At 70.2% G+C, this 11,775-nt stretch carries 11 protein-coding genes, 1 tRNA gene and 3 pseudogenes; 5 read left to right on the plus strand and 10 right to left on the minus strand.

Annotated features, from left to right (window positions below; genetic code table 11):
* The first annotated feature begins 13 nt into the window (after positions 1 to 13).
* Entirely contained in the window at positions 14 to 565 is a 552-nt protein-coding gene (locus ACGFSA_RS19310) for a GNAT family N-acetyltransferase (RefSeq protein WP_393305830.1), read from the plus strand.
* A 395-nt stretch (positions 566 to 960) separates the two neighbouring features.
* On the opposite strand, the pseudogene ACGFSA_RS19315 reads toward ACGFSA_RS19310, so the two are convergent.
* Positions 961 to 1,234, minus strand: a pseudogene (locus ACGFSA_RS19315) (NAD-binding protein); the annotation flags it as partial.
* 3 nt (positions 1,235 to 1,237) lie between these two features.
* On the opposite strand from ACGFSA_RS19315, the pseudogene ACGFSA_RS19320 reads away from it, so the two are divergent.
* Positions 1,238 to 1,645 (plus strand): annotated as a pseudogene (locus ACGFSA_RS19320) (TetR family transcriptional regulator C-terminal domain-containing protein); the annotation flags it as partial.
* Positions 1,646 to 1,987: 342 nt separating this feature from the next.
* Here ACGFSA_RS19320 and ACGFSA_RS19325 read toward each other — a convergent pair.
* The 4 genes from ACGFSA_RS19325 to ACGFSA_RS19340 form a co-directional block, all read right to left on the minus strand.
* A tRNA-Ser gene (locus ACGFSA_RS19325) sits at positions 1,988 to 2,075 on the minus strand.
* A 91-nt stretch (positions 2,076 to 2,166) separates the two neighbouring features.
* Positions 2,167 to 2,595, minus strand: a complete 429-nt coding sequence (tadA, locus tag ACGFSA_RS19330) for a tRNA adenosine(34) deaminase TadA (RefSeq protein WP_327249476.1) — start codon at positions 2,593 to 2,595, stop codon at positions 2,167 to 2,169.
* Between the two features lie 93 nt (positions 2,596 to 2,688).
* A complete protein-coding gene (locus ACGFSA_RS19335; RefSeq protein ID WP_393305832.1) occupies positions 2,689 to 3,252 on the minus strand; it encodes a hypothetical protein in 564 nt (187 codons plus the stop codon).
* 187 nt (positions 3,253 to 3,439) lie between these two features.
* Positions 3,440 to 3,655, minus strand: a complete 216-nt coding sequence (locus ACGFSA_RS19340; RefSeq protein ID WP_393305708.1) for a hypothetical protein — start codon at positions 3,653 to 3,655, stop codon at positions 3,440 to 3,442.
* Between the two features lie 104 nt (positions 3,656 to 3,759).
* Between ACGFSA_RS19340 and upp the strand changes: the two genes are divergently transcribed.
* Positions 3,760 to 4,395: a uracil phosphoribosyltransferase gene (upp, locus tag ACGFSA_RS19345; RefSeq protein ID WP_393305710.1), complete on the plus strand. Its 636-nt coding sequence runs from the start codon at positions 3,760 to 3,762 to the stop codon at positions 4,393 to 4,395.
* A gap of 92 nt (positions 4,396 to 4,487) precedes the next feature.
* Here upp and ACGFSA_RS19350 read toward each other — a convergent pair whose 3' ends face one another.
* Both ACGFSA_RS19350 and ACGFSA_RS19355 read right to left on the minus strand, forming a co-directional pair.
* Positions 4,488 to 5,087: a LytR C-terminal domain-containing protein gene (locus ACGFSA_RS19350; protein ID WP_393305834.1), complete on the minus strand. Its 600-nt coding sequence runs from the start codon at positions 5,085 to 5,087 to the stop codon at positions 4,488 to 4,490.
* 160 nt (positions 5,088 to 5,247) lie between these two features.
* The gene (locus ACGFSA_RS19355) at positions 5,248 to 5,544 is read right to left on the minus strand and encodes a type II toxin-antitoxin system VapB family antitoxin (RefSeq protein WP_003955420.1); all 297 of its coding nucleotides are present in this window, start codon (positions 5,542 to 5,544) and stop codon (positions 5,248 to 5,250) included.
* 429 nt (positions 5,545 to 5,973) lie between these two features.
* On the opposite strand from ACGFSA_RS19355, the gene ACGFSA_RS19360 reads away from it, so the two are divergent.
* On the plus strand, positions 5,974 to 7,605 hold the full coding sequence (locus tag ACGFSA_RS19360; protein WP_393305712.1) for a sensor histidine kinase: 1,632 nt from the start codon (positions 5,974 to 5,976) through the stop codon (positions 7,603 to 7,605).
* A gap of 30 nt (positions 7,606 to 7,635) precedes the next feature.
* On the opposite strand, the pseudogene ACGFSA_RS19365 reads toward ACGFSA_RS19360, so the two are convergent.
* From ACGFSA_RS19365 to ACGFSA_RS19375, 3 genes and pseudogenes are all read right to left on the minus strand, one after another.
* Positions 7,636 to 7,797, minus strand: a pseudogene (locus tag ACGFSA_RS19365) (ABC transporter permease); the annotation flags it as partial.
* A gap of 41 nt (positions 7,798 to 7,838) precedes the next feature.
* A complete protein-coding gene (locus ACGFSA_RS19370) occupies positions 7,839 to 9,215 on the minus strand; it encodes a peptidoglycan-binding protein (RefSeq protein WP_393305714.1) in 1,377 nt (458 codons plus the stop codon).
* Positions 9,216 to 9,238: 23 nt separating this feature from the next.
* Complete coding sequence (locus ACGFSA_RS19375; RefSeq protein ID WP_393305716.1) at positions 9,239 to 9,826, minus strand: hypothetical protein; 588 nt, start codon at positions 9,824 to 9,826, stop codon at positions 9,239 to 9,241.
* 494 nt (positions 9,827 to 10,320) lie between these two features.
* Here ACGFSA_RS19375 and ACGFSA_RS19380 point away from each other — a divergent pair, with 494 nt between their 5' ends.
* Complete coding sequence (locus ACGFSA_RS19380) at positions 10,321 to 11,565, plus strand: serine/threonine-protein kinase (protein ID WP_393305718.1); 1,245 nt, start codon at positions 10,321 to 10,323, stop codon at positions 11,563 to 11,565.
* The last annotated feature ends 210 nt before the right edge of the window (positions 11,566 to 11,775 follow it).

Here is an 11,775-nt window from a genome sequence, read left to right on the forward strand (position 1 = left end):
GAATGGGGTCATCATGTTCTGCCTCTCTCTGCGGGACTCTGCCCGCCTTCGTCCGCTCGAGATATGGCATGCCGAGGAGTTCGCCGCCCACCTGGACCGGGCGCGCGAGCACATCCGGCCGTGGGTCGGGGCGGGGTTCGTCACTGACGACGTCGACGGGGCGCGGGCCACACTGCGCCGGTACGCAGAGCGCCAGGCCGCAGACGGCGGCCGCCTCTATGGCATCTGGCTTGACGGAGCGCTGGTCGGCGGCGTGATGTTCGTGGACTTCGACACCGCCTTGGGTTCATGCGAGATCGGTTGCTGGGTGGAGCCGGCCGCCGAGGGCCGCGGCCTGGTCACGGAGGCGTGTCGCGCTTTGCTGGAGTGGGCGTTCACCTCCCGGGGGATGCATCGCGCCGAGTGGCACTGCCGAGCCGACAACGAGCGCAGCTCCGCGGTGGCCAAGCGGCTCGGCATGGCACTTGAGGGCGTGCGGCGCGAGCACTGGCCCTACGGCGGCGCCCGTTACGACAAGCAGATCTGGGCGATCCTCGCCCCCGAATGGCGGACCCACCGCCAGTGACGGGAAGCCCCGCCACGCGGCCACGGCGGCGGCCACTGAGCATCGCCGATCCAAGCTCGGCGTCGCCTTCACCCCCGCTTCGTCACCAGGACCTGGCCGGGGCCGGCTTCGGCCAGGCAGTCTGAGAGCCTGTCGGGTGACCTCTGATCGGGCGGCCACGGCGTGGCACGCACGCTTCCGGTGTTGCCGAAATGCCCTAGTAGCTCCTTCCCCAAGCTCTCAGCTTCGTTCGAGCAGGGGAGACCCCATCCGAGGGCATCCCGGCGCCTTGGAATCGCACGCACCACGCCGCGTCCGCTCTCCGATCGAAGGTCACCCGACAGGCTCTGAGCCGGCCGCGGGCGAGTCGGCATCATGGGGACCGTGCCGCGGCTGCGGCCATGGATGACGTTCCGTCACTGGGGGTTGTCGGTTCGGGCTTCTATCGCGCGCAGTACGGCTACCATGTCCGACTCGCTGTGCCCGAGTACCGCCGTCTCGCCGTACAGGGTGTGGCACACGTCGAGCAGGGGGTGAGGCCAGGCCGGCTGCTCTGGCCTCCTCGGCGATCAGGCGGTTGTTCTTGAGTACGTCCAGGATCGCGGCCTGGGCAGTGAAATCGCGGGCCAGCAGCTTGGAGGCCTTCGTTCGGGAAATACTGCTGGCCATCGGCCCCGCCTCGAGCACCTCCACTATGCCGCGAAACGCGTCGCCCGCTTCGTCGCCGCGATGGACGAACCGTCACCGAGTGGACTGTTCAGCGCGATGGTCCGCCAGTGGGCCGACGAACTGGAGGCCACCGGATCCCTGGCGGGCTGCCCGGTCGCCGCCGCCACGGTGGACTGTGCCGACACCGTCGAGTCCACCAGGGCCGCTGCGGCCGATGCGTTCGCTTGCTGGAGGCGGCCGGTGGCACAAGCGCTGACCGGAATGAGCGTGCCGAAGCCACGTGCCGAGGCACTGGCTACCTTGATGATCAGTGCTCTGGAGGGAGCCATCCTGATCGCCCGGGCCGAGCGCAACGCGCACGCCCTGGCGACGGTGGCACAAGAGCTCGCCCCGCTGCTGGACGGAGCCGTGGGCCGAACCGACGCGCCCTGACTGTCCCCGTCGGCGCCGAAGCCCATTCGCGCACCGGTCATTTCGACCGTGCGAGGGAGTACAGGACGGGCGAGAACGGGCGGCGCCCGGCAGGACTCCTCCAACCGGCCGGGGTCCGCTCCACGTTCATCTGCCCTCATGCCGGCAGGAGAGGTTTCGCCGGCGTTTCGTCCTCGGAGTTCTCGTGGCTCCACGCGCCGCGCATGCCCCCTCGCTCCGAACGGCGGTGAAGGTCACGCCTCCATCCACCCGCTTGCGGGCTTTGGGCGGACATCCGTGTGGACGCGAGAGGAACAAAAAACCGCCTCTGACCTGTTTGTGCAGGTCAGAGGCGGTTTCTTATGGCGGTAGCGGAGGGATTTGAACCCTCGGTGAGTTTCCCCACACTCGCTTTCGAGGCGAGCTCCTTCGGCCGCTCGGACACGCTACCGAGAGAGAGCTTAGACCATTCAGGCCGTGGGTTGAAATCCGATTCTCCCGCGTGCGCGGAAGCCGGGGCGGAGGCTGGGCGCGCCGCCGGGTCAGCGGTCGCGGAAGAAGGCCGTCAACTGGGCGGAACAGGCATCCTCCAGAACTCCGTGGATCACTTCGGGGCGATGGTTGAGCCGCCGGTCCCGTACGAGGTCCCAGAGCGAACCGGCCGCGCCCGCCTTCTCGTCCCGTGCCCCGTAGACGACCCGGGCCACCCGGGACTGCACGAGTGCGCCCGCGCACATGGTGCACGGCTCCAGGGTGACCACCAGCGTGCAGCCGGTCAGCCGCCATGCGCCGAGCGCCTCGGCGGCCCGGCGGACGGCAAGGATCTCGGCGTGCGCGGTCGGGTCGCCGGTCGCCTCGCGTTCGTTGTGTCCCGTGGCGAGCAGGGTGCCGTCCGGGCCGAGGACGACGGCGCCGACCGGCACATCACCGGCCTGCGCCGCGTGTGCGGCCTCGTCCAGGGCGCGGCGCATGGCCGCCCGCCATGGGTCCCGTACGGGATCGTCCGTCGTGTCGTGGGGTTCTTGCGGTCCGTGCGGGCCCAGTGGTGCGGTCACCCGCGGACCCTAACGGACGGTCTCCAGGACCTCGGCCGCGCCCAGCGCGTCCGCGATCTCCACCAGGGCGTCCGTGCGCAGCATCAGCAGATCCTTCTCGGGAAGTCCGAGATCGGACAGGATCCCGGTGTCTCCGAGCGGACCCGTCGGTACGGCGTCGGCGTCGAGTCCGTCGTCGTCGTTGTCGTCGTGGTCGGTCTGATTGTCGGTGGCGTGATCCGGCTCGCCGTCCTCCGTACCGTCGAGGCCGACGAGCTCTTCGAGGGCGGCAATCGAGTCCTCGGCCTCGGGTTCGCGGCCGAGCAGTTCATCGGTGAGCAGGATCTCCCCGTAGGAGGAGCGGGCGGCGGCGGACGCGTCCGAGATGTAGATACGGGGGTCCTCCTCACCGTCCACCCGGATGACGCCGAACCAGGCGTCCTCCTGTTCGATGAAGACGAGCACCGTGTCCTCGTCCACCGAGGCCTCACGGGCCAGATCTGTCAGATCGGACAGGGTCTCCACATCGTCGAGCTCCGTGTCGCTCGCTTCCCACCCGTCTTCGGTGCGCGCGAGCAGTGCGGCGAAGTACACCGTGACTCTCCCACTGGTCATAGGGGCGTCGGTCCGGCGGGAGGGCATCCGGTGATCCGGCTGTCCTGCGTCCCGCCCATCGGAATCGTGGCAGAAACCTAGCGTTCGCGAGAGTAGTTCGACCGTTGCGTCGTGGATCAGTTGTCGCGGGCACTGCTCCGAAGGGGCGGTCCGGCTGCTCGGAGCGCTACCAGCGGAAGGTCCGCATCCGCATGGCTTGGCGCATTCGGGCGGCCCGGGCGCGGCGCGGCTGGACCCGGTCGCGCAGCGCCTTCGCCTCATGAAGCTCGCGGAGGAAGTGGGCGCGCCGTCTGCGGCGCTCCGCTTCGGTCTCGGTCTCCGGCGCGTCCTGCGCGTCACGCGGGGCCGGCTGGTCCCGCTTCTGCTGCTTCCCGTCCGCCATCCGCGCATCACCCCAAGCCTGGGTCCGTATGCCCCCACCTTCCCTCCGAACGTGTGGTTGATGCCAGCGCACGCGTGCGGGGGAGCCCGGTTACTGTTGAACCCATGCGGATCCACGTCGTCGACCACCCGCTGGTCGCGCACAAACTCACCACCCTGCGCGACAAGCGCACCGACTCCCCGACCTTCCGGCGGCTCGCCGACGAGCTGGTCACCCTGCTCGCGTACGAGGCCACCCGGGACGTGCGCACCGAGCAGGTCGACATCGAGACCCCGGTCACACCGACGACCGGGGTCAAGCTGTCGCACCCACGGCCCCTGGTCGTGCCGATCCTGCGAGCCGGTCTCGGCATGCTCGACGGCATGGTGCGGCTGCTGCCGACCGCCGAGGTGGGCTTCCTGGGCATGATCCGCGACGAGGAGACGCTCCAGGCGTCCACGTACGCGACGCGCATGCCGGAGGACCTCTCGGGCCGACAGGTCTACGTCCTGGACCCGATGCTGGCCACCGGCGGCACGCTGGTCGCCGCGATTCAGGAGCTGATCAAGCGGGGTGCGGACGATGTCACCGCTGTCGTGCTGCTCGCGGCGCCCGAGGGTGTCGAGGTGATGGAGCGCGAGCTGGCGGGTACGCCGGTGACCGTGGTCACCGCCTCGGTCGACGAGCGGCTGAACGAGAACGGTTACATCGTGCCGGGGCTCGGCGACGCGGGCGACCGGATGTACGGAACCGCCGGCTGAGTCCCGGTTCCGGCCAGGGCTTTCGGCCCGTGCGCCCTGAGGTCCTGTCGTCGAGCCGGTGTCTGTTGCGCGACGTGACGACGGGACAGCCCTCAGCGGCAGGAGGAGGGCGCCGGGGCCGGCTTGTTGAGGGCGGCGAGGGCCGCGGCGGCTTCCTGCGGTGTGTTCAGCTTCTTGAACGCCGTACCGAGGATCAGATCGACGTCCGCCGTCCTGCGTGCGTCGGTCTTCGGCGTGGCGCCCGTCAGCTGCGTACCGAGGACCGGGAACGTGCCGTTCGTGGCCGTCGGCGCCCCCAGCAGTACCCCGAGCCCGGGGACCTTCTTGTCGTACGCGGCCGAGGCATTGCCCACCTTGCCGATGCGGAAGCCGCGCTTCTTCAGCTCGTCGGCGGCGGCCTTCGCCAGCCCGCCGCGCGGCGTCGCGTTGTAGACATTGACGGTGATCTTCGCCGGTGCCGGCAGTGCCCCGGCGGACGTGGACGGCTTGGGTGTGGGGCAGTCGGCCCCGTGGCCCGCGGCGCTGGCCTGCTTGTCGCCGCCCGTGAAGACGTCGATGAGCTGCAGCGTGCCCCAACCGGCCAGCCCTAGGGCCACCACGGAGGCAATGGACGCGAGGACCAGTGTGCGGCGGTGCTGGGGGCGGCGCATACGCGGGTACTTGTCGCCCGTGATGCGGTACTTTCCACCCATGCCGGGGGGAGTGAGCATGCTCATGGGGGCAGCGTAGTGCGACCCGGTGAAGATGCGTACTAAATGATCAACGGATGGCACCCGTCCGGGTATGAATGCACCCGAAAGCACCCGGCGCGGCGAAGTGCGCGGACCGTCGGCTCACCGAGCTGCTGGACTGTCAGCCGAGTTCGAGGACACGGGCGTGCAGCACCTGGCGCTGCTGGAGCGCCGCGCGGACCGCGCGGTGCAGCCCGTCCTCCAGATAGAGGTCACCCTGCCACTTCACGACGTGGGCGAACAGGTCGCCGTAGAACGTCGAGTCCTCGGCGAGGAGGGTTTCGAGGTCCAGCTGACCCTTGGTCGTCACCAGCTGGTCGAGGCGGACCGGGCGCGGCGCGACATCCGCCCACTGTCGGGTGCTTTCCCGGCCGTGGTCGGGATATGGCCGCCCATTTCCGATGCGCTTGAAGATCACACGGAAAGCCTACCGGTCAAGAGCCTCCGGGCGCAGCCATGCAGCGGTACTGCGATGCTGGCCAAAACGTCATGAATGCAGGCATTTCGGAACAGGGGTCGCGATGAGTGACAGCGACAGCGCGGGCGGGGGTGCCGAGGCGGGCACGGGAGCAGGCGCCGGCGAGGGCGTCGGCGTACTGCCGTAGCAGGCCCGGGAGATCGCCGACGGGTACGCCGTCGGCGCGGCCGCGCTCGATCCGGGTGCGCTGCTCTGGGGCGGTGCATGCCTGCCCGGTGCGCAGATCCGGATCCCGCTGGGGATGCTCAACCGTCACGGACTCGTCGCGGGCGCCACCGGCACGCCGAGAGGAGAGCGGGGACCGCAGTCGGCTCCCCGCTCCCTCCCGGACGCCAGTGCCCCTCCCGGCTGGCTCTGCCCCGTCGCACCGTGCGGCACGCCCGCTCGCCGCGTTGGCCAAGAGCCCTGGTCGCCGTGGTCGCCACGGCGGCCACGGCATGGCTGACCTTGCGGCAGATAACCAGTCAGGTACGTGAGTCCGACCGTGCGGGGCGGCAGGAGGTGTCCCGGATCACCGGAGAGCTCCATGCGTACGGGTTCGGGCACGGCACCTGGGAAGGTGTCGCGCCGACGGTGGGTGAGCTGGAGAGGGAGACCGGGCAACGCATCCGGGTCACCACGGAGTCCGACGTACTGCTGGCCGATTCCGACGCCCTCGCGGGCCGCGAGCCCCGCGCGGTGAGCAGTCGGCCCCCGGTCCTGGTCGACCCGCGCCCCGAACTGCGCTTGCCCAAGGGAAAGGTGCCGCTGGCCTCGGTCAAACTCACCGTGGCCGCGATCGGTGAGTACCGTGCCGTGGCGACCTACCAGGCCTGTCTGACCCGGGCGGGCGTCAAGGTGACGGCCCGGCCGAACAGCATCGGCATCCCCCGGATCACCAGTACGGACCGTCGGTCACCCCCGTGCAAGGAGCCGACAGCCGATGTGGATCCGCACGCCGCCCAGGATCACGACGCCGCCTCCGGATGCCTGTCCGAGGAGCTTCTCGCCGCGTGTCTGCAGCGCGTCTTCGACGAGCGGACCCTCTCCGTCGCGCCGTCGCGCCTTCAGGTCCGCCTCGGCGTACGGGGCGAGTCGCCGCCCACCTTGGCCGCCGCGCCGACGGTAATCGTCGCGGTGGGCGTCAGCCTTGCCGTCATCCTCGGCGGGCTGCTCCTGAGCAGGGCCGTGCTGCGCCCGATACGTGCCCTGACCCTGGCCGCCCGGGGGCTGGGGGAAGGAGACCTGGAGCGACGGGTTCCGGTCTCCGGCCGGGATGAGATCGCCGAACTCGGGCGTGCCTTCAACAGGATGGCCGACTCCGTCCAGGCCGGCGAGGAGCGTCAGCGCCGCCTCACCGGCGACATCGCCCACGAACTGCGTACCCCACTGGCCAACCTGCGCGGCTATCTGGAAGCGCTGCAGGACGGGTTTGTCGAGCCGACCCCCGAACTGCTCGACTCCCTCCACGAAGAGGCGATGCTGCAGCAGCGGATCGTGGACGATCTGCAGGACCTGGCGCTCGCCGAGGCCGGTGCGCTCACCTACCACCACGCTGTTGTCGATCTGCGCGACGTCCTGGAAACCTGTCGTACGGCCCATCGGGCCCAGGCCGAAACAGCCGGCGTGGTCCTGGAGGTGGAGGCGCCGCAGCAGGTGTTCGTGGACGCCGACACGGACCGGCTGCGTCAGGTCGTCGGCAATCTCGTCGGCAACGCGCTACGGGCCACGGCACCGGGCGGCACCGTGACGCTGGCTCTGGTCCGGCACGGCGACTCGGCGGTCCTTCAGGTGCGGGACACCGGCAAGGGGATACCGGCCGAGCATCTGCCCCATCTCTTCGACCGATTCTGGCGGGCGGATGCGGCCCGGGGCCGCGCCACCGGCGGCAGTGGCCTGGGGCTCTCCATCGCCCGGCAGATCGTGACCGATCACCGGGGGACGATCGACGTGGAGAGCACGGTGGGTGTCGGGACGACCTTCACCGTCGTGCTCTCCACGGCTCCGGCAGACGCGCACTGACCTGGCTGGCCCGGGGCGCTGCGGTCGGGGTCAGGAACCCGCGAGCGCCTGGGTGGGCGCCAGGCGCCCGGCCCGCACCGCCGGGTACAGCCCGGCGATCGCCCCGATCAGCAGCGTGACGGCGATGCCGGCTGCCGCCGCCCACACCGGTACCTCGGTCGGCCATTGACGTACGTATGCGTACCCGGCGGTGAACTCGACGACGGGGGTGCCGAGCATGCCGGGAGACGAGGTCACTTGGGGATCCTCACCTTCATGCCTTCGTGGACCCGGGGGCCGCTCACCTCGACCTTGCCTCCCGCGTACAGACCGGTCTTCACGGGCACAAAGCGGCTGGATCCGCTGTCTCCGCCACCGCCGTCCTCGCTTCCTCCGGCACGTTCCAGGCCATAGCCGCCCTCGGCCAGAGCCACCAGGGCAGCGACCGGAACGGTCAGCACCCCCTTGCGCTCCTTGACCACGTGGCGGACCGTGACCGGGCCGCTCTCCAGGTTGCCCAGCGCGTTCTGGTCATCGAAGGTGATCACCACGGACACGGTGGCCGCCTTGCCCGCCGCGCCGTCGCCACCACCGTCCGCGCCGCCCCCTCCCGCGGCGTCCCCGCCGCCCGAGGCGCCGGACGACGACGCGTCCTTGCCCACGCTCGCGATCTCGCCCTCGACCGAACGCCCGTCCGGAAGGTCCACCGCGACCTCGCTGCCCCGCTGAGCCCAATTCGTGTCCGTGGCAGGCACGTTCACAGTGACCATGCGCGACGTGGTGGTGTACGTGAGCGGGTTGCCGGAAGCTTCAGCTCCGACCAGCGCACTGGTGCCCGCGATCCGGACAGCGCCGGGCGCATAGACGATGTCGCCGACATCGACCTTGCCCGTCTGGGGCAGGCCGAGGTCCTTCTGCCAGCGTTTGACCGCGTTGGCCGTCAGCGTGGTGTACGACTCGTCCACGGTGAAGCCCGAGTAGCCGAGGGCGCTGAGGTTGCTCTCGAACTGCTTGACGTCCATGCCGTGCAGTGGTGTCGGCTGCCGCGGTGTCCCGGCTGCTCGAGCCGTCCCGGCGCTGTCGGCGTTCGCGGCGCCGTCGCCCGTGGCACCGCTGTCGCTCCCGCTGCCCTGGCCGGACCCGGCGCCGTCGTCCTGACCGTCCTTGCCACCGTTCGCGCCGCCTTCGGGCTCTGCCTCAGTCACTCCCAAGTCGCGGTACATGGGCAGACTTCCGTAGAGCAGGACCACCGGGCGGTCGTTGACCCGCAGTACTTTCTCCCCGCGCCGCACCGTCCTGCCGGTCGCCGGGAGCCAGGTCACCGTTCCCTCCGCCTTGATCTGGAACGGAACCTCCGGGCCATGGCCGAGCCGGCCATCGACCTCGCTCTGATCGGTCAGCGTGTCCCGGGTCACCTGCACCGCTTCGCTGCTTCTGCCCGGCACGGAGCCCTTGTCGTCCGTACCGCCTCCGCCGAGCCCCAGGGCCCCGGCCGTGCTGACCGCGGCGACCAGAATGAAACCGGCCGTGAGGAGGAGCGGGCCACGCCTGGGCCTCCCCGTTCTCCTGCCGTCGGCACGGCCGTCCGCCCCGTCTTCACCTTCTGCGCGCCCCTGGCCCGCATCCCTCATGACGTCCACGGTTGCTCGTCCCGTCAGCCCTGGGGCGTGGGCGCGTCGGACGGGATGCCGATGATCGGGCCGCAGGTGCGGGTGGCCCGTTTGGCACCCGCCGATGTCGAATCCCAGGTGATGTCAAGCATGCGGCCGTCCGCACCGGTGTCGGGAAAGTCGGGGGCGCCATGCTCCTGCATGCACTTTGCGTACTGCTGGTTCTTCCGGATCTCTTCCTTGGTGAGCTCGGGCTGCTGCGCCTTCTCGACGCTCTCCGGGACGGGCACCAAGAGGTTCGAGCACTTCTCCTGTGCCTTGAGGGCCTTCGGGTCGCGCTTCCACTTGGACGCGTCGCCGAGGTCGACGTTGCCCTTGGTATCAGGGTCAGGAGCGTCGAACCCCTCGCCACGCAGGCACCCGACCCACTTGCGCTGCGCCTCGACGTAGTCGGCCAACTCGCTCGAAGCGCTGGTGGACGCCTTGTCGCCGGTCTTGTCCCCTCCCGCGGACGCGACCCCGTCCCCCTCGTTCCCGCCGCCTCCGCAGCCGGTGACCACCAACGCCACCACCGACGCCACCCCGGCCAGCACCAGCCGGCCCCCGAACCGCCGACACGAACTAGTCCTCATGGGTTCCTCACACTTGGGTCGCCGTCCGGCCCCCGTTGTGGCCGGACGGGAAGGAATGTAGGACCGCTCCTATGAAGGACCTATGAAGAAGCCATCAAGAACTCTTCCCGTGGGCTGCATCGTGGCGGGATGCGGCAGCGTCGCCGGTCGTCATGCTCACCTCGGGTGTCGATGGCATGGTGAAGCTCCAAGGGGAGTTTCCCGTGCGGAGACGGCGCGATCACCCGACGGAGCCGGGCGGGGTGACCGGGGCGGCCGCTCCGGGGTGTCGGCGGCCGCGCCCTCGGCCGGTCTTCCCAAGGGCTTTGGCCCGCGCGCCGGTTCCCCGTCGAGGGGGCCGTCCGGGCCGCCGGTCCGTTGCGGTCCGGCCTGCGATGATCATTACGCTGGTGCATGGCTCGGGCCCGAGCCAGGGAGAGCCTGTCCGGGCGGCTGCGAGATGACTGAACGAAACTGAGGGTGGTCTGCGAGTGCTGGTGGCGGATCGATACCGGTTGGAAGCAGAGATCGGCCGTGGCGGGATGGGTGAGGTCTGGCGGGCTGCGGACGACGTGCTGGGCCGCCCGGTGGCGGTGAAGCTGATGCTTGACGGCGGTGCCGACGAGCAGGCGACCGCACGCTTTCGCCTGGAGGCGCAGACAGCCGCAAAGCTCAACCATCCGAACGTCGTTACGGTGTTCGACTTCGGATTCTGGAACAACCGTTTGTACCTCGTCATGGAACTGGTCGACGGGGAGAGCCTGGCCCAGGTTCTGGCGGCAACCGGAACGTTGAGTCCGCAACGGGTCGCCGACGTCGCCGGTCAGATAGCGGCCGGCCTGGCCGCGGCCCACCGGCAGGGTGTGATCCACCGCGACATCAAACCCGGCAACCTGATGCAGGATGCCGATGGGACGGTCAAGATCGGTGATTTCGGGATCGCCCGGTTCGTCGACGAGGCATCGACCGCCCTCACCGGCGCCGGTCAGATCGTGGGCACCAGCCTCTACCTCGCCCCCGAGCGAGCGCTCGGCCGGCCTGCCGGGCCCGCCTCCGACGTCTATGCTCTCGGCTGCGTCCTCTATCAACTGCTGGTGGGTGAACCCCCTTTCCAGGCGGGCAACGCGGCGGCCCTGCTCCACCTGCACGTCACCGCTCCGCCGACGCCTCCGTCGCTGCGACGCCCGGAGCTGCCCGGCGCGTTCGAGGAGCAACTGCTCCGGATGCTGGCCAAGCAGCCTGAGGACCGCCCCAGCGCACAGGATGTCGCCGACTGGTTCACCAGTCCGGCCTGGCGCGAGGGCGCGTACCGGATGCCAACTTCCCGTGAGGCGGGTACGGCCACGGAGTACGCGCTGCCCCGCACCACGCATCAGCCGATCACCGCGGATCGACGACACCGAGCCCCGCAGGGGCAGCGGCCCGCGGCGCTTCAGGCCCGATCGACGCCCGCACGCGCTCGGGCGCTTATGCGGCAGCACCGGAGGCTGACTGTCGCGATCGCCGGGCTTGGTGTCTTCGTTGCCTCCACACTCCTCGGCATGGGGCTGTTCTCCCCGGACGGGGGAGAGCCCCAACTCCCAGGCGCCACGCCTTCCCCGTCAGCGGACACTTCCACCACCGACCCTGTCCCGGCGTCCCGCGAGTTCACCCCGTCCGCGTCCCCGGCCGACACCCTGGGCGACGAGCAGGAGAAGGGGGACGAGCAGGAGGAGGGGCACGGGAAGCAGAAGCAAGGTCACGGGGAGGGCCATCACTAAGGGTTGTCGACTGTCGCGCCCGCATCAGCAGGTATACGAGCGGGGCCGGACGCCGCGGAACCGTGATGTCCGGCCCCGCTGCCGGGGCGGGTCCGGCGGCCTTCGACAGCCGGCCCTCAGACCGGAGCTGGTGCCTCCACCCAGGCCGGGAAGCAGCCTGATAGGCCGTCAGCATGAGACGGGCGCGCCCGGGGTGCAGGCCACCCCGTT

Source organism: Streptomyces sp. NPDC048496, assembly GCF_043200055.1.
Taxonomy (GTDB): domain Bacteria; phylum Actinomycetota; class Actinomycetes; order Streptomycetales; family Streptomycetaceae; genus Streptomyces.